Source organism: Pantoea sp. Fr-CA_6 (genome assembly GCF_024520895.1).
GTDB classification, from domain to species: Bacteria; Pseudomonadota; Gammaproteobacteria; order Enterobacterales; family Enterobacteriaceae; genus Pantoea; species Pantoea agglomerans.
The window spans coordinates 51854-70198 of record NZ_JALNPO010000001.1; the positions used below are offsets into that span (position 1 = coordinate 51854).

Sequence of the window (18345 nt, forward strand, 5' to 3'; positions counted from 1 at the left end):
GACAAACGTGCAATATTGTGCCACAACCCGCAAGCGGGCTGGTAATCTCTGATACCAATTGCAGTGATAAAGCACAATTATCCAATCGGCAACGGTTATGTTATTCTTTTTTAAGCTAAAGTTATGCAATTGCTCTCTTTTGACGCCGGGATAAGGGAAGAGGATGTTTAAGATTTCACGTCGTACCACCTTTGGAATGCTGCTGCTGCTGATCATGCCGGTTGCAGTCTGGCTGAGCGGCTGGCGCTGGCAACCAGGCGAAAGCAATGCGCTGCTGAAAGGTCTCTTCTGGATGACCGAGACCGTCACCAACCCCTGGGGCATTGTTACCAGCGTCGTGCTGAGTGCCTGGATGCTCTGGTGCCTGCGCTTTCGGCTGAAGCCAGCTATCTTACTGCTGCTGATCATGAACGCCACCATTCTGGCCGGGCAATACACCAAATCCTATATCAAAGAGCAGATTCAGGAGCCGCGTCCCTATGTGATCTGGCTGGAACAGCATCACGGGCTGGATGAAAAGACCTTCTACGAGCTGAAGCGCAAACAGCGTGGCGAGATGGTAACCTCACTGATTGCCGATGAGACACAGATCCCCGGCTGGCTGAAACGGCACTGGGCGTTTGAAACCGGTTTCGCGTTCCCGTCGGGACATACTATGTTTGCCGCCAGCTGGGCGCTGCTGGCATTGGGTCTGCTCTGGCCGCGTCGGCACTATAAAACCGTGGTGGTGATCTTTCTATGGGCCACTGGCGTAATGGCGAGTCGTCTGCTGCTGGGCATGCACTGGCCACGGGATCTGGCGATGGCAACCATACTTTCCTGGCTGCTGGTCACCATTGCCACCTGGCTGGCGCAGCGATTCTGTGGCCCGCTGACGCTGCCGCCGGAAGAGCAAAAAGAGGTGGCGCAGCGGGAGCCCTGATTGTAATTCACCCGTAAGACCCCATATTATTAGACGGGCCTGCGTAAAAGCGACCCGCCCGATGCTGCTGGGAGCAGCATTTTTGCTGGAGTTTTGGCATAATTCTACCCGACAACCTCACAACAGGATGCACTGTGAAATATTTGCTGATTTTTTTAGTGGTACTGGTCATTTTCATTATTTCCGTCACCCTGGGTGCGCATAACGATCAGGTCATTACATTTAACTATCTGCTGGCGCAGGGTGAGTTCAGCATCTCGACCTTACTGGCATCCCTGTTTGGCGCAGGTTTCGTGCTTGGCTGGATCATCTGCGGTCTGTTCTGGTTACGGACCCGCGTCTCCCTGGCGAATGCCAACCGGAAAATTAAGCGTATGCAGACCCAAATCGAGCAGAGTACTACCCTGGCGACCACGCCATCTTCTCCGGCTGGCCGGGAATAATCCCTGATGCATGAATTGCTGTTTCTGTTACTGCCGGTGGCGGCAGCGTATGGCTGGTATATGGGCCGTCGCAGCGCGCATCAGGATAAGCAACAGGAAGCCAACCGACTGTCACGTGAATATGTCGCTGGCGTAAACTTCCTGCTCTCCAATCAGCAGGACAAAGCGGTCGACCTCTTCCTTGAGATGCTGAAAGAGGACAGCGGCACGGTTGAAGCACACCTGACGCTGGGCAATCTGTTCCGTTCGCGCGGGGAGGTCGACCGCGCTATCCGCATCCATCAGGCTTTAATGGAAAGCGCCTCCCTGAGCTATGAGCAGCGACTGCTCGCCGTACAGCAACTGGGCCGCGACTATATGGCGGCGGGCTTATATGACCGCGCGGAAGACATGTTTAAGCAGCTCACCGATGAAACTGACTTTCGGGTGGGTGCGCTGCAGCAGCTGCTGCTGATCCACCAGGCAACCAGCGACTGGCAGCAGGCGATTGAAGTCGCAGAGCGGCTGGTTAAGCTTGGCAAAGAGAAGCAGAAAGGCGAAATAGCCCACTTCTACTGCGAGCTGGCTCTGCAGGCGATGAGCAGCGACGATCTCGATCGTGCCATGAGCCTGCTTAAGAAAGGGGAGTCGGCCGATCGCAACAGCGCACGTATCTCGATCATGATGGGCCGTATCCTGATGGAAAAAGGCGATTACGCTAAAGCGGTGGGCCATCTGCAGCGGGTGCTGGACCAGGATAAAGAGCTGGTAAGTGAAACGCTGGGGATGCTGGAGACCTGTTTCCAGCAGCTCAATCAGCCCGACGCCTGGTCAGAGTTTCTTCATCGCTGTGTTGAAGAGAACACCGGCGCGGCTGCGGAGCTCTATCTGTCTGACATCCTTGAGCAGCAGCAGGGGCCCGAAGCGGCCCAGAATTACATCAGCCGTCAGCTGCAGCGTCATCCTACCATGCGGGTGTTCCACCGCCTGATGGATTTAAACCTGCATGAGGCGGAAGATGGCCGCGCGAAAGAGAGCCTGATGGTGTTGCGCGACATGGTTGGCGAACAGATCCGCACCAAGCCGCGCTATCGCTGCCAGAAGTGTGGCTTTACCGCCCACGCACTCTACTGGCACTGCCCATCCTGCCGCACCTGGTCTTCAGTTAAGCCCATCCGTGGCCTCGACGGCCAGTAAACCGGCCGTTACAGCTGCACTGTTAATAGCCCATTATAGTTACAACATACTAGAGAGCAGGTTAGCTTACAGACCTCAGCGACAGTGCATAATTTGCCAGGCAGGAGGGCAATGGCGATTGTGATGGTCAGACACCGCAGGTAGAATGCTTGCCGTTTGTCTATTGCGCCTGCGGGCGCCTGTTGCAGAGGAAATGCCATGCCTTCACCCCACAACGTGACCGCTTCGCCGATTCTGGTAGCGCTGGATTATCATGACCTCGACAGCGCACTGCGTTTCGTCGACCAGATCGATCCCCGCAGTTGCCGCCTTAAAGTAGGCAAAGAGATGTTTACGCTATTTGGCCCCTCGCTGGTTAACACTCTGCAGCAGCGCGGCTTTGAAATCTTCCTCGATCTTAAATTCCACGATATTCCCAACACCACCGCTCATGCCGTGGCGGCCGCTGCCGATCTCGGGGTCTGGATGGTCAACGTCCATGCCAGTGGTGGGGCTCGGATGATGAACGCGGCGCGTGAAGCGCTGCTTCCCTTTGGTAAAGAGGCGCCCCTGCTCATTGCGGTGACTGTACTGACCAGTATGGATGCAGAGGATCTCAAAGGGCTGGGCATTACGCTTTCTCCTGCCGAACAGGCAGAGCGACTGGCGAAGCTGACACTGTCGTGCGGGCTGGATGGTGTGGTCTGTTCCGCCCATGAGGCTGTCCGCTTCAAACAGGTTTTAGGTCAGGAGTTTGCGCTGGTCACGCCGGGGATTCGCCCGGCAGGCAGTGATGCAGGCGATCAGCGTCGCATCATGACACCTGAGCAGGCGAAGCAGGCGGGCGTGGACTATATGGTTATCGGGCGTCCGATCACCCAATCCGCCGATCCCGCCGCCACTCTGCAGGCGATCCTGCACAGTCTGGAGACACAATAATGGCGAAGGATAATCCACTGGTTTACTCAACCGACAGCGGGCGCATTACCCAGCCGGAGCCGGCGAAGGAGCGGCCAAAAGGGGATGGCATTGTGCGCATCCAGCGTCAGACCAGTGGTCGCAAGGGAAAAGGCGTCTGTCTGATCACCGGTATCGACCTGGACGACGCGGCATTGACGCTGCTGGCGGCCGAACTCAAAAAGAAGTGCGGCTGCGGGGGTTCGGTGAAAGAGGGTGTTATCGAGATTCAGGGGGATAAGCGCGATTTACTGAAAAGCCTGCTGGAAGCCAAAGGCATGAAGGTCAAACTGGCGGGTGGCTGAAAAAAAATCGGGCTACCGAAGTAGCCCGATTGTTGTGTAGATGCTTAGCGTAGCCGATTATTCTTTTAATAAGGTCTTTAGTGGACCTGATGACCGATAATACCACCGACAGCGGCGCCACCGACTGTGCCGAGTGCGCTACCATTAGTCAATACTGAACCCCCAATCGCACCCGCGCCCGCGCCAATAGCGGTGTTGCGGTCACGTTTAGACCAGTTAGAACAGCCGCTCAGTGCAACAGCTAACGTAGTCGCCAGTACAACGGCAGTGATTCGTTTCATTGTTGTTGTCATACACTTCTCCTTTGATGTGCTCACAGAGGCAACACTCTTAGTATAGCTCCGATATTTCCTCAGCCCGCTTGTGTCGCATCATTGCCGCATCCGTGTCGGCATGGAAATGTGATCACCATGGACAAACCGTTTGTAGCGGGAGAGTCGCAATGTAAACCCGACAGGGCCACGCATTGCCTGAGAGGATTCTAAGCGTTCTGGTTAAATTCCGAAGATAGAAAATTCTGAAATCACGACACATTTTTGCATTCACAGCCATTCCTTCTGCGTTTATAGCCATTTGCTCCATAACCCTTTCGCGTCCGACTCCGCAAAATTCAGGGACGATTGTCAGCAGGAGAAAATAGATGCTGGAACACCTGAAACAACAGGTTCTGGAAGCGAATCTGGATCTACCCAAATACAACCTGGTGACCTTCACCTGGGGCAATGTCAGCGCTGTTGATCGCGAACAGGGTTTGCTGGTGATTAAACCTTCCGGCGTGCGCTATGAAGTGATGAAGCGCGACGATATGGTCGTGGTCGATCTGGCGAGTGGCGACGTGGTGGAAGGGGATAAACGCCCCTCCTCGGACACGGCGACGCACCGCGCGCTTTACCTCGCCTGGCCGGAGGTGGGTGGCATTGTCCATACCCATTCGCGGCATGCGACCATCTGGGCCCAGGCAGGACGACCGATTCCTGCCTGGGGAACCACCCACGCCGATGACTTCTATGGTGAGATCCCCTGTACCCGGTCGATGCGCAATGAAGAGATTCAGCACGACTACGAGTGGAACACCGGTGAGGTGATTATCGAGACTTTTGCGCAACGTGGGTTGTCTCCTTCTGCGATCCCGGCGGTACTGGTCAACTCTCATGGCCCGTTTGCCTGGGGGAAAGACGCTCATGCTGCGGTACACAGCGCGGTTGTGCTGGAGGAGGTGGCGTATATGGGCCTGTTCAGCCAGCAGCTGACCGCTAATCTGCCGCCGATTAACCAGACACTGCTTGACCTGCACTACCTGCGAAAGCATGGCGAGAATGCCTGGTACGGGCAAAAATAGCGAGCGGGACGCGATGGCGTCCCGTTTTTTTTAGTCTCATCTGAGACTGGTATGGCGATCTCCATCATAGTTATCAAAACAACAGGTCATTAAAAATAAAACAGCGTTTCATTTTATCGAATCGATCACTGTTTTGATTACCCCAAGTCACTACTTTGCTTGCATCGCCTTCGGGCACTTCCTGCTCCACCCTCTGGCATAGCAAAGGTGACATCCATATGCATATCAAACGTGCAATAGACAAAATTCCGGGCGGTATGATGCTCATTCCGCTCTTTATCGGCGCACTCTGTCATACGTTTTCTCCAGGCGCCGGGAAATATTTCGGTTCTTTCACCAACGGCCTGATGACCGGCACGGTACCCATTCTGGCCGTCTGGTTTTTCTGTATGGGCGCGTCGATTAAACTCAGCGCCACCGGGACGGTACTGCGTAAATCGGGCACGCTGGTGCTTACCAAGATTGCCGTCGCCTGGGTTGTGGCTGCCATCGCCTCACGGGTGATGCCGGAGAATGGCGTAGAAGTAGGGATGTTTGCCGGGTTATCGACGCTGGCGCTGGTGGCTGCCATGGATATGACCAATGGCGGCCTTTATGCCTCGATCATGCAGCAATATGGTTCCAAAGAGGAGGCGGGTGCGTTTGTGCTGATGTCTCTGGAGTCCGGGCCATTAATGACCATGGTTATCCTGGGCACCGCCGGCATCGCCTCATTCGAGCCGCACGTGTTTGTGGGGGCGGTCCTGCCGTTTATTGTGGGGTTTGCATTAGGGAATCTTGATCCGGAGCTGCGCGACTTCTTCGGAAAAGCGGTCCATACGCTGATTCCTTTCTTCGCCTTTGCTCTGGGTAACACCATTAACCTGGGTGTCATTGCGGAAACCGGACTGCTGGGCATCATGCTGGGCGTGTCGGTGATCATCATTACCGGTATCCCACTCATTCTGACCGATCGGCTGATTGGGGGCGGGGATGGCACGGCTGGCATAGCTGCATCCAGTACGGCAGGCGCAGCGGTGGCGACACCGGTGCTGATTGCCGAGATGCTGCCGCAGTTTAAACCGATTGCCCCTGCTGCCACGGCGCTGGTGGCAACGTCCGTGATTGTGACCTCCGTGCTGGTGCCGATCATCACGGCCATCTATTCAAAACGTGTTAAGCGTCTTCATGTTGCCGTGGAGCAGCGTGCCGCTATTAAGTAACCCGCCTAATCAATCCCCGACGCGCGAGTCGGGGATCTCTCTGGATTTTGTGTTGTAAATCAATCTCTCATTTGGTCTGGCCTCACTCTGCATTACGCTGATGTGGCGTATTTAACGCATCAAATATAAACAGAGGATGAGACAATGACAGTTATTAACCAAGCAACGTGCAGATTATTTACCGAAGTCGGCAACACCACGCAGTTAGTCGCCTATTACGAAGAAGGGCGTCGTACTATGTGGATGATGTTGCGTGCACAGCCCCGTCCGAGCTTTAACCATGAACTGATTGAAGAGATCATGAATCTGAGCTACGCCGCTCAGCGTTCCGGTCTGCCGATCGACTTCTGGGTTACCGGCTCTCTGGTGCCACAGATGTTCAACGCCGGTGGCGATCTGCGCTTCTTTGTCGAGTGCATTCGCAATAACCGCCGTGAGGCGCTGCGGGCCTATGCCCGTGCCTGCGTTGACTGCATCCATTCGGCAGCACGGGGATTTGATACCGGCGCGGTGACGCTGGCGATGATTGAGGGCAGTGCGTTAGGCGGCGGATTCGAAGCGGCGCTGGCGCATCACTTCATTCTGGCGCAGAACAACGCGCGGATGGGCTTTCCGGAAATTGCTTTTAACCTCTTTCCCGGCATGGGCGGCTACTCACTGGTCGCGCGTCGTTCCGGCATGAAACTGGCAGAGGAGTTGATTTGTGAAGGGGAGTCCCACAGCGCAGAGTGGTATGAAACCCGCGGACTGGTGGATAAAGTCTTCCAGCCCGGCGACAGCTACCGCGCCACCCGCACCTTTATCGATACGTTACGTCCTAAACTCAACGGCGTGCGGGCAATGCTGAAAGCGCGTCAGCGCGTGCTGCAACTGTCACGCGCTGAGCTGATGGATATTACCGAAGATTGGGTCGATTACGCCTTTACCATCGAACCTAAAGACATTGCTTACATGGAACGCCTGGTTCAGTTACAAAACCGCCACAGCGCATCACTGCGTAAAGCGGGTTAATCTGAATTAGCGTTAAACGCGGGCAGGATGCTTAGCCAGCCAATGCCCAAACTGTTCCGCGGGCATTGGTTTTGCGTAGTAGTAGCCCTGACGCCCATCGACACCACTGTTAAGGACAAACTTCTCTTCATCCGGGGTCTCAATACCCTCTGCAATCACCTGCAAATCGAGCGCCTTGGCGACGGCGACAATAGCTCGTACCAGCGATTGTGAGACGGGCTGTTTATTAATATCGCGGATAAAGCTTTGGTCGAGCTTGATGGCATTGATCGGCACTCGTGCGAGCTGAGAAAGCGATGAGTAACCCGTGCCGAAGTCATCCAGATGAACCTGTGCGCCCAGCTCCTGAAACTGCTTCATCAGCCGCAGGGCTTCAGCTTCATTCTCTATCAGGCAGCTTTCTGTGAGCTCAATATCGATAGGACAGTCGGTGATATTCGCCTCATGCAGCGCCTGTTTCAGGTCAGTATAGATGCTTTGATCAATCAGCTGACGTGCCGACACGTTGACGGCGACGCGCAGAAAAATGCCCTGCTGGCGCCAGACGATAATCTGTTTCAGCACATTGAGCATGACCCAGCGTCCCAGCGGCACAATCAGTCCCGACTCTTCGGCATAGGGAATGAAATCAGCAGGGGAGACCAGGCCGCGCTCGGGTGAGTTCCAGCGTACCAGCGCTTCGGCACTGCGGACTTCACCATCACTGTCGATTTTCGGCTGGTAATGCACCAGCAGGTGATCCAGCTCCAGCGCTTTACGCAGATTGGTGTCCAGCCACAGGTACTCAAAGACCCGCTGGTTCATCTCTGCCGCGAAGACACAGAACTTGCCACGACCGTTCTCTTTGGCGTGATACATCGCGGTGTCAGCATTGCGAATAAGGCTCTCGCGATCTTCACCGTGCAGCGGCGCGAACGCGATCCCGATAGAGCAGCCGCTGTACACTTCGATCAGTCCGATACGGAAAGGCTGACGCAGGCGCTCAAGAATGCGTGAGGACATCGCCTCCAGCGCAGCCTGGCTGGTGTGCTCAGCCAGCACCACAAACTCATCGCCACCCAGCCGGCCCAGAGTCTGGTCTTTACCCAGACAGCTAAGAATCGCCAGTGAGACCGCCTGCAGTAACTGATCGCCGAACATATGACCGTAGGCGTCGTTCACTTTTTTGAAATTATCGAGATCGAGATAGACCACGCCGGTCTCATCGCGCTCAGATCGCTCCAGCGCCAGGCTAATCTGTTGATGAATTGCGTTGCGATTAGGCAAACCGGTCACCGTATCGGTGTTTGCCAGCACCCGCAGGCGTTCCTGGGCGCGTCGCTCCTCGGTTATGTCGGTGCCAGAACAGATGAGGAAAATTTCATTTTTGCCACTGCCGCTGTGAACAAACTTATTACGAAACAGAAACAGTCGCTGACCTTTTTTGGTTTTAACCCAGCGCTCCACCTCATAGGAGTTACCGTCACGGAAGAAGCCCGTAATGTTGCGTCGTGACTGAGAGGCCTCCTGTTTGGTCATAAAGAGCTGAAAGACGTTACGGCCAATAACCTCATGCTCATTCAGACCGGTATATTCTTCACTAAGACGATTAAAACGCTGAATATTGCCGCGCTGATCGAGGATCACAATCACCGAGTTGGCTTCAGAAACCACCTGTTCGGCGAATGAAAGACCCAGGGTTAAGTCGCGGGCGACCGCTGAGGTATCGCCCCAGGCAGAAGCGGTTCCTGCCCAGGTCGCCTGGTTCACTTTGCGTCCGACAAAATGCATCGGAACATCAATGCCCTGCAGCGTCATAGTCAGATTGATGCTTGAAGTGATGACCGGCATCGCGCGTATCATGGCTGCCTGGCCGGGGGTTAACGGCAGGGCGATATTAGTTTGTGACGACTCATCTTCGGCAAAATGCAACGCATCGCTGTCCGCGGTCAGACGCCAATGAGGGCTGGTTGTACCGAAAAGGGTGTACAACAACGTTTGCCCTTGTTCATCGGTCATGGAAACTTCCTCCGGGAAGTGCTCTGCAGGCGTTATCTCATTATTTTAGCAACAGTATTCATCATCTGACGCCAGCACAAGATGCAAACCGAATATATTTTCCCATCCAGATAAGAATGGCACAAAAAAGCCCCGACGGTGCGGGGCTGTTTAGTCCGGTCAGCAGGGGCATTTGCCCAGTTTACCCGCCTGGCTGGGGAAGCGGGCATCCAGACAGTAACGGTGGAAATCGCGCTCATTCATCGGCGGCTGATCGGGATGATGGAGTCGCATATGCTGCAGATATTTTTGATAATCCTGCACCCCGACCATTAAGCGAAAACACTGTTGCAGGCCGCGCCAGAATCCCCGCCAGCTGAATGTCTGTGGCTGTGGGGCGGCGGCAGGCTGGCAGCGGATAATCTGCCACTCTCCCTGCGGACGCCGGGACTGATGAATAGCATCAGACATGACGCACCTCCTTGTTGCGCAGCGTCACAACGGACTCATGCGTAGTAGGAAGATCGCTGCGCAGCGCCCGGCGAATGACAAAGAACGCAGAGATCAGCATCGTGACCGCCACCAGCATAAAGAAGGCACACAGGGCCGCGTTAATCTGATTGCTGAAGACGATGGTCTGCATATCCGCCACGCTTTTTGCCGGGGCGATGATCACGCCTTCATCAAGCCCTTTACGGAACTTATTCGCCTGCGCCAGGAAGCCAATCGACGGTTTTTCATGGAAGATTTTCTGCCAGCCGGCAGTCATCGAGGTGATAAACAGCCAGACAGTTGGCAGGATAGTCACCCAGGCGTAACGCTGCTTTTTCATTTTGAACAGCACAACGGTGCCGAGGATCAGCGCCATGGACGCCAGCATCTGATTGCCGATACCAAACAGTGGCCACAGAGTGTTAATGCCGCCGAGCGGATCGACCACGCCCTGATAGACAAAGAAGCCCCAGCCCGCCACCGCCACGGTCGTGCCGGCCATATTGCCCAGCCAGGAGCGGTTATTCGCCATAGAAGGCACCACGGTGCCTGCCAGATCCTGCACCATAAAGCGGCAGGCGCGGGTACCGGCATCGACCGCTGTCAGAATGAACAGCGCTTCAAACAGGATGGCGAAGTGATACCAGAACGCCATCATCGCCCGGCTGTTAAAGATCTCGGTAATGATGTGGGCCATTCCCACCGCGAAGGTTGGCGCGCCGCCTGCGCGGGACAGGATCGAGCCTTCACCCACGTCACGGGCGATGCCGCTCAGCATTTCCGGCGTGACGACAAAGCCCCAGCCGTTGATCACCTGAGAGGCGCTTTCAACGGTGGTACCAATCAGCGCAGCCGGGGAGTTCATGGCAAAGTAGACGCCCGGATCGAGCACCGAGGCACAAATCAGCGCCATGATCGCCACAAAGGATTCCATCAGCATCGCGCCATAGCCAATAAAGCGGATATGACTTTCCCGCTCCACCAGTTTTGGCGTGGTGCCGCTGGAGACCAGCGCATGGAAGCCGGAGATGGCGCCGCAGGCAATAGTAATAAACAGGAACGGGAACATCGCGCCGGAGAAGACCGGGCCGGTACCGTCGATAAATTTGGTGACCGCCGGCATTTTCATCTCTGGCATGGCAAAGACAATCCCCACCGCCAGCCCGACAATCACGCCGATTTTAAGAAAGGTCGAAAGGTAGTCACGCGGAGCCAGCAGCAGCCAGACCGGCAGCACGGAGGCAATAAAGCCGTAGATCACCAGCACCCAGGTCAGTGAGGTGCCTTTCAGGGTAAAGAAGGGCCCCCAGTAAGGATGCTGGGCTACGTCACCGCCATAGATAATCGCCGCCATCATCAGCACAAAGCCAATTAACGACACTTCGGCGATTTTACCGGGCCGGATAAAGCGCATGTAGACGCCCATAAACAGCGCAATCGGAATGGTGGCCGCGATGGTAAACAGTCCCCACGGGCTGTTCGCCAGCGCCTTGACCACCACCAGCGCCAGCGCCGACAGGATAATGATCATGACGCCCAGCGCGCCGAGCATGGTCACCACACCGGCAAACGCACCCAGCTCCTGCCGCGCCATCTCGCCCAGTGAACGGCCATCACGACGGGTTGAGATAAACAGGATCAGGAAATCCTGTACCGCACCCGCCAGCATCACCCCGACCAGGATCCAGATGGTGCCAGGCAGAAAGCCCATCTGCGCCGCCAGAATCGGACCCACCAGCGGGCCGGCACCGGCAATAGCCGCGAAGTGGTGACCAAACAGCACCCATTTATTGGTCGGGACATAATCGAGCCCGTCGCTCAGCCGCTCGGCAGGCGTCATCCGGCGGTCGTCCAGTTCGAAAATATTGCGGGCGATAAACAGGCTGTAGAAGCGATAAGCGATGCTGTAACAGGCGACAGCGGCTATCACCAGCCAGACTGCGTTGACGTGTTCGCCGCGGCTGAGGGCCAGCATGGCGAAAGCGCCCGCGCCGATTAACGCCACCACTAACCAGATCGCACTGGTTTTGACGTTTTTCATGACTAACTCCTTGTGAGGACCGAGAGGAAAGCGATCGAAAACAACGAGTCAAACTTAATGTAATGGAATGTAAGTGAAAGTTAATCAGTGGAGAAGTGTGAAGCGGGGTACAAATTTAACTTTTTTGCAATGCGGGCGGGGTGGAAACAGACGGGATAACCGGAGTTATCCCGCCCGATTGACTGCTCAGTACGTCACTACTCAGACGGCGGGACGCGCCACGACGCTGCGGGTTTCCATGCGGACTTCGGCGATGGTGACATCAATCACATCGGTCACACGGTAAACCACTTCGCCTTTGATCTGAACGCTGCCATTTTCCTGGCTGCAGATCAGCTCATCACGCACCGCGTGAATGAACGGCGCCGGGATAAAGGCGACTGCGCCAAACTCCAGCAGGCGAACACGCATGCCACCACGTGACACATCGATAATTTCGGCGCTGAAGCGACGGTCGGTTGCCGCAAACGGCGCCAGATAACGGGCGTAGAGCCAGTCGCCAACATCACGTTCCGCCATGCGGTTCAGGCGGCGGCGCTCACTCATCGTCACCGTCAGCGCATCATCCGGACGAGCGATCTGCTCACCGCGAATAATCGCTTTCAGCAGACGATGGTTGACCATGTCGCCGAACTTACGAATCGGTGAGGTCCATGTGGCGTAAGCCTCAAGTCCCAGGCCAAAGTGCGGGCCAGGCTCGGTGCTGATCTCAGCGAAGGTCTGGAAGCGACGGATCCGGCTGTCGAGGAACTGGGTTGGCTGGGCATCAAGCTCACGACGCAGCACGCGGAAACCTTCTAGCGTGGTGATTGCCTGCGCATCCACGGTAATACCATGGTTGGCCAGCACGGCCGCGGCCTGTTCAGCATTGGTGGCATCGAAACCGGCATGGACGTTGTAGATACCAAAACCGAGACGGTCACGCAGCACTTTCGCCGCGCAGACGTTGGCCAGAATCATAGACTCTTCAACAATGCGGTTAGCGATGCGGCGCGGTTCAGCCACAATCTCCAGCACTTCACCTTTTTCACCCAGCAGGAAGCGGTAATCCGGGCGATCTTTAAACACCAGCGCGTGGGTCTGACGCCATTCGCTGCGCGCCAGGCAGAGGCGATGCAGCAGGCGAATCTGTTCAGCAATCGCCTCACTTTCCGGCTGCCATGCGCCGCTGTTTTCCAGCCAGTCAGAGACGTCGTCATACGCCAGCTTGGCTTTGGATTCGATCCAGGCGGCAAAGAACTCAACGTCATCACCTAAGCTGCCATCGGCTGCCACGGTCACGCGGCAGGCCAGGGCCGGACGGCGCACATTCGGACGCAGCGAGCAGACATCATCAGAGAGTTCGCGCGGCAGCATCGGGATGTTAAAGCCCGGCAGGTAGTTGGTAAACGCACGCTGCGCCGCCAGCTTATCGAGCTGACTGCCTTCCGGCACATAGGCGGTAGGGTCGGCGATAGCGATGGTCAGACGCAGGGCGCCATCGTCCAGTGCTTCCGCAAAGAGCGCATCATCCATATCCTGGGTGCTGGCGCTGTCGATGGTAACGAAATCCAGCGCGGTCAGATCTTCACGCGTCAGATTTTCATCCAGCATCTCGCCAAAACTGACATCGGGCGCTTCACGCTCAAGGTTATGACGCGACAGCGTCACCCACCACGGCGCCAGATGGTCATCAGCTTTGACAATAAAATCGGTGAGTTCGGCATAAAAGCCGCGATCGCCTTTCAGCGGATGGCGACGCATCTCCGCCACGGCCCAGTCACCATTCTCAAACTCATGGCTGACATCGCGCGCAGGGCGACACTGGATCGCATCCTTCAGCAGGGGGTGATCCGGCACAATCGACAGGCGATCGTCTTTCTTCTGAACCCGGCCAACAAAGCGGCTCAGGAACGGCTCAACCAGGGTTTCCGGCTCAGCGCTTTCGCGATCTTTATCGCTGTGGATCACGGCGGTGATGCGATCGCCGTGCATCACTTTCTTCATCTGCGGTGGCGGAATGAAGTAGCTTTTTTGCGCATCGACTTCCAGAAAGCCGAAGCCTTTTTCAGTGCCTTTTACGACGCCTTCAGCACGAGGCGTTTGCGAATGGAGCTTCTCTTTCAGCTGCGCGAGCAGCGGGTTATCCTGGAACATAATTTTTACGTTTCGTTGGCTGATTGCGGCTGACAGTTTTACGCGAATCGACGTCGCGCGGCAAGGCAAAAAGCCGGACGAGCCGGCTTTTTAGGGGGGAGTGAAAGGGCTGTCAGGCGATGCGCTGATCGGCCAGTGCCTCAGAGAGTTCCAGCTTCACCGGCACCGATTTAGAGGTCGGTGTACCACTGTCATCACCAAAGCTGTTCAGCGGCACCAGCGGGTTGGTTTCCGGATAATAGGCCGCCAGGTTACCGCGCGGAATATTGTAGGGAACCAGTTTGAATCCGCTGACGCGACGGGTAATGCCATCATTCCACAGCGTTTCAATATCGACATTCTGGCCTTCGGTAAAGCCCAGGTCTGCCATATCGTCCGGGTTGATGAACACCACTTCACGCTGACCAAACACGCCACGGTAACGGTCATCAAGGCCGTAAATGGTGGTGTTGTACTGGTCGTGCGAACGCAGTGTCTGCAGGGTAAAAGGCACGTCCTGATCAAGATTCGGGAACAGTGAGGTCGGCAGCGCTGAGGCGTTAAATTCCGCTTTCTGGCTCGGGGTATTGAAGCGCAACTCGGCTGCTGCGTTGCCCAGATAGAAACCGCCCGGGATGTCACATTTTGCGTTAAAGTCGGCAAAGCCCGGGATCGTCGCGGCGATGTGCTCACGGATCAGGTTGTAATCACCCGCCAGCTCGCGCCATTTCACTTTTTCATCACCCAGCACCGCCTCGGCGATACCGGCAACAATCCAGGTCTCTGAACGCTGTGTTTCCGCCAGCGGAATACCGATCCCTTCAGAGGCGTGCACCATGCTGAAAGAGTCTTCCACGGTAATAAACTGATTGCCGGTGGCCTGCAGATCGCGCTCGGTGCGGCCCAGCGTCGGCAGAATCAGCCCATCGTGACCCGGCACCAGATGGCTGCGGTTCAGTTTGGTGCTGATATGCACGGTCAGACCACAGCGTGACATCGCCTCTTCGGTGCGCGGTGAGTCGGGTGCGGCCGCCGCCAGGTTGCCACCCAGCGCGATCAGCACTTTCACTTCATCACGCAGCATGGCGTTCAGCGCTTCCACGGTGTTGTGGCCTGCCGCACGCGGGGGCTCGAAATTGAAATGATTCCCCAGCGCATCAAGGAAGGCTTTCGCCGGTTTCTCATCGATGCCCATGGTGCGGTTGCCCTGCACATTACTGTGACCACGAACCGGGCAGAGGCCTGCGCCTTTTTTACCCAGCTGGCCAAACAGCAACTGCAGGTTGGTGATCTCGCGCACCGTGTCGACAGAGTGTTTGTGCTGGGTGATACCCATCGCCCAGGTACAGATCACCCGGTCAGCGCTCTGGTAGATCGCCGCGGCTTCACGGATCTGCGCCTGCGTCAGGCCCGACTGCGCCACAATCTGCATCCAGCTGGTGTTATCCACGGCGTCGAGATACGCCTCAATGCCGTTGGTTTTAGCATTGATAAAGGTCTGATCGAACAGGCCGCTTTCGCCAGCCGCCAGACGCGCGCGGTGGGTTTCCAGCAGGGATTTCACCATGCCGCGCACCGCCGCCATATCACCGCCCAGGTTCGGCTGGTAATAGGAGGAGCTGATGTTGCCCGCTTTCGAAGTCACCACTTCCAGCGGTTTCTGCGGATCGGCAAAACGTTCCAGACCGCGTTCACGCAGGGTATTAAAGGTGACGATTTTCGCACCGTGATCGGCAGCGTGACGCAGGCTGTGCAGCATACGCGGATGGTTAGTGCCGGGATTCTGACCGAAGACAAAAATGGCATCTGCGTGGTCGAAATCATCCAGACGAATGGTGCCTTTACCGACGCCAATGCTGCGCTTCAGGCCGGTGCCGCTGGCTTCGTGGCACATATTGGAGCAGTCAGGGAAGTTATTGGTCCCCATCAGGCGACCAAACAGCTGATAGAGCCAGGAGGCTTCATTGCTGGCGCGACCGGAGGTGTAGAGCTCCATCTGATCCGGATGATCCATCGCCTTGATGTGCTGCGCGATCAGCGCAAACGCATCATCCCAGCTGATGGGCTCGTAGTGATCGGTTTCCGCGTTGTAGCGCAGCGGATGAGTCAGACGTCCCTGATACTCCAGGAAGTAGTCACTCTGGGTATAGAGCGTGGTTACGCTGTGTTTGGCGAAAAAGTCGGTGTCGACCATCCGGCGTGTCGCTTCCCAGGTCACCGCTTTGGCGCCATTCTCGCAGAAGCTGAAGGTACTTTTATTGTCATCACCCCAGGCGCAGCCTGGACAGTCAAAACCGCGTGCTTTGTTCATGCGCATCAGGTTGCGCATATTTTTCAGGGCCGCTTTGCTGTCAAGAACGAAACGCGTGGTGGCTTCCAGTGAACCCCAGCCGCCCGCTGCCGCGCGATAGGGTTTGATTTGGCGTTTAAATTTCATATTGAGTGCAGGCTTTTATAGTAGGAATTATTGTTTGGTGTTTGTTATCAGGTTATATCCTGATGGTGAAAGGAAGTCTGCAGCTATCCTCATACCTTGTCTAATTGATTGACTTAATGGTGCGATAGCTGGCGTTTATCGTGCATAAGCCAGAAATGTGATGCTGGTCAGATTTTACCCGCCTTTAACCTGCTGATAACGGGAGTTCTCCCGACAACAGGCTAATACTTGCTGTTCACAATCAGAGAGGGCACGACTCCATGAAACAGCTGACCAGCCAGATTCATGCATTTGGCAAAGCGTTGATGATGCCAATCTCGGTCATCGCTGCCGCAGGTATCTTCCTTGGGCTGGCGGCGGCCATGCAGAACCCGGCGGTCACCGGCGATGCCTTTGCGCAGATGCAGGTGCCGCAGTTAATTATCGGCTTTATTCGCAAGGTTGCCGGAGCGCTATTCGCTAATCTGCCGGTCTTCTTTGCGGTAGCGAGTGCCATCGGACTGGCGAAAGCGGAAAAACCTACCGCCGCCTTTGCCGCGGTGATTGGCTATATCGTGATGAACGTTGGTATCAGCGCGACGCTGGCGGCCAAAGGGATCACCGCCGCCACCACCACACCTGCAGCCCTGCAACAGGCGGGGATGGATCAGACCTCCGCCATGATGACCTCGGCGGAATATATCAACATGCTGGGCGTCTTTACCTACAACATGAGCGTACTGGGCGGGGTGATTGCCGGACTGGTAACGGTAGCGCTGCACAATCGCTTTTATACCCAGCAACTGCCTACCGCGATCAGCTTCTTTGGCGGACGGCGTTTTGTGCCGATTGTGACCGTGGTCTGTCTGCCACTGATTGGGGTCTTGCTGGCGCTGATCTGGCCGACCATTGGCGACGGTATCGCCTGGATTGGACAGATGATTGGCAAAAGCGGGCAGTATGGCGCTTTTCTGCTGGGGGCCTTTGAGCGCATCCTGATCCCCACCGGCCTGCATCACATCCTTAACGAAACCGTGCGTTTCACGCCTATTGGCGGCATGGCGGTGGTCGATGGTCAGACCGTGGTTGGCGCACTGAACATCTTCAACGCGTCGCTGACTCATCCGGGATCGATCCCCGATGAGACGCTGCGCACCGCCACGCAGTTTCTGGCGCAGGGCAAGATTCCGGTGATGATGTTCGGCCTGCCCGCCGCGGCGCTGGCGATCTACCATACCGCCCGACCCGAGCATAAACAGCGGGTCAAAGCACTGGTCATGGCGGGGGCGCTGACCTCGTTCACCACCGGCATCACCGAACCGCTGGAGTTCTGCTTTATCTTTGTCTCGCCGGTGCTCTATCTGCTGCACGCTTTCCTGACCGGCCTGTCGTTTATGCTGATGTCGATGCTGCATCTGATGATTGGCAACGTGCAGGGCGGTGTTATCGACCTGGTGGTGTTCGGCATGCTGGGTGGAGCAAAAACCCACTGGTGGTGGACGCTGGCGCTGGGCGTGATCTATGCGCCGATCTACTACTACGCTTTCCGGCTGGTGATTACCCGGATGAATGTTGAAACGCCAGGCCGTGAATCGGAGGATGAGAAACCGCAACAGGTCGCCGCGGATGAACGGACTCAGGTAATTATCAGCGGGCTGGGCGGGCAGGCCAATATCGAGGATGTCGATTGCTGCTTTACCCGGCTGCGCGTGCGGGTCAGGGAGATGAATCAGGTGGTCGATCAGACGCTGATGAGCACCGGTGCCAATGGGGTCAATCGCGTCAGTGAGCACGACATTCAGGTGATCTACGGCCCGCAGGTCGAGAAGATCGCCAACGAGGTAAAAATGGCGCTGGGCGTCGCTTAACGGCAGCCTGTTTCACTCTTCGTCACAACGCTAACCGTCCGATGCCCGTGGGCGGTTAGCCCCTGTTCCCCGGAGCGCTCCGCCCGCTGCCGTCCCGCTTAT

Annotated in this window: 15 protein-coding genes; 9 read left to right on the forward strand and 6 right to left on the reverse strand. The window is 56.3% G+C overall.

Annotation, left to right across the window (positions count from 1 at the left end):
- Window positions 1-163 precede the first annotated feature (163 nt).
- From pgpB to yciH, 5 genes are all read left to right on the forward strand, one after another.
- On the forward strand, window positions 164-922 hold the full coding sequence (gene pgpB, locus NR201_RS00250; RefSeq protein WP_060680299.1) for a phosphatidylglycerophosphatase B: 759 nt from the start codon (window positions 164-166) through the stop codon (window positions 920-922).
- 134 nt (window positions 923-1056) lie between these two features.
- Complete coding sequence (locus NR201_RS00255; RefSeq protein WP_010670247.1) at window positions 1057-1365, forward strand: LapA family protein; 309 nt, start codon at window positions 1057-1059, stop codon at window positions 1363-1365.
- Between the two features lie 6 nt (window positions 1366-1371).
- Window positions 1372-2541, forward strand: a complete 1170-nt coding sequence (gene lapB, locus NR201_RS00260; RefSeq protein ID WP_010244490.1) for a lipopolysaccharide assembly protein LapB — start codon at window positions 1372-1374, stop codon at window positions 2539-2541.
- 198 nt (window positions 2542-2739) lie between these two features.
- On the forward strand, window positions 2740-3459 hold the full coding sequence (gene pyrF, locus NR201_RS00265; protein ID WP_022625580.1) for an orotidine-5'-phosphate decarboxylase: 720 nt from the start codon (window positions 2740-2742) through the stop codon (window positions 3457-3459).
- Window positions 3459-3782: a stress response translation initiation inhibitor YciH gene (gene yciH / locus NR201_RS00270; protein ID WP_010244495.1), complete on the forward strand. Its 324-nt coding sequence runs from the start codon at window positions 3459-3461 to the stop codon at window positions 3780-3782. Before pyrF ends, yciH begins: the two co-directional genes overlap by 1 nt.
- Window positions 3783-3859: 77 nt before the next feature.
- Here the strand turns inward: yciH and osmB are convergent, their stop codons facing one another.
- On the reverse strand, window positions 3860-4075 hold the full coding sequence (gene osmB / locus NR201_RS00275; RefSeq protein ID WP_003853848.1) for an osmotically-inducible lipoprotein OsmB: 216 nt from the start codon (window positions 4073-4075) through the stop codon (window positions 3860-3862).
- Between the two features lie 347 nt (window positions 4076-4422).
- Here osmB and araD point away from each other — a divergent pair, with 347 nt between their 5' ends.
- From araD to NR201_RS00290, 3 genes are all read left to right on the forward strand, one after another.
- Window positions 4423-5121, forward strand: coding sequence for an L-ribulose-5-phosphate 4-epimerase (araD, locus tag NR201_RS00280; RefSeq protein WP_010244508.1), 699 nt, complete (start codon window positions 4423-4425; stop codon window positions 5119-5121).
- A gap of 218 nt (window positions 5122-5339) precedes the next feature.
- Window positions 5340-6323, forward strand: coding sequence for a 2-keto-3-deoxygluconate transporter (gene kdgT / locus NR201_RS00285; protein WP_010244511.1), 984 nt, complete (start codon window positions 5340-5342; stop codon window positions 6321-6323).
- Between the two features lie 144 nt (window positions 6324-6467).
- Window positions 6468-7334, forward strand: a complete 867-nt coding sequence (locus NR201_RS00290) for a crotonase/enoyl-CoA hydratase family protein (protein WP_003853843.1) — start codon at window positions 6468-6470, stop codon at window positions 7332-7334.
- 12 nt (window positions 7335-7346) lie between these two features.
- Here the strand turns inward: NR201_RS00290 and pdeR are convergent, their stop codons facing one another.
- The 5 genes from pdeR to NR201_RS00315 form a co-directional block, all read right to left on the reverse strand.
- Window positions 7347-9332, reverse strand: a complete 1986-nt coding sequence (pdeR, locus tag NR201_RS00295; protein ID WP_191913940.1) for a cyclic di-GMP phosphodiesterase — start codon at window positions 9330-9332, stop codon at window positions 7347-7349.
- Window positions 9333-9491: 159 nt separating this feature from the next.
- Window positions 9492-9782 carry a YbdD/YjiX family protein gene (locus tag NR201_RS00300; protein ID WP_010670244.1) on the reverse strand — a complete coding sequence of 97 codons (291 nt, stop codon included), beginning with the start codon at window positions 9780-9782 and terminating at the stop codon, window positions 9492-9494.
- Window positions 9775-11844, reverse strand: coding sequence for a carbon starvation CstA family protein (locus tag NR201_RS00305; RefSeq protein WP_010244523.1), 2070 nt, complete (start codon window positions 11842-11844; stop codon window positions 9775-9777). Before NR201_RS00305 ends, NR201_RS00300 begins: the two co-directional genes overlap by 8 nt.
- A gap of 201 nt (window positions 11845-12045) precedes the next feature.
- On the reverse strand, window positions 12046-13980 hold the full coding sequence (locus NR201_RS00310) for an exoribonuclease II (RefSeq protein ID WP_191913939.1): 1935 nt from the start codon (window positions 13978-13980) through the stop codon (window positions 12046-12048).
- Window positions 13981-14092: 112 nt separating this feature from the next.
- The gene (locus tag NR201_RS00315) at window positions 14093-16396 is read right to left on the reverse strand and encodes an FdhF/YdeP family oxidoreductase (protein ID WP_033757827.1); all 2304 of its coding nucleotides are present in this window, start codon (window positions 16394-16396) and stop codon (window positions 14093-14095) included.
- Between the two features lie 260 nt (window positions 16397-16656).
- Here NR201_RS00315 and NR201_RS00320 point away from each other — a divergent pair, with 260 nt between their 5' ends.
- Entirely contained in the window at window positions 16657-18243 is a 1587-nt protein-coding gene (locus NR201_RS00320) for a PTS transporter subunit EIIC (RefSeq protein ID WP_022625584.1), read from the forward strand.
- The last annotated feature ends 102 nt before the right edge of the window (window positions 18244-18345 follow it).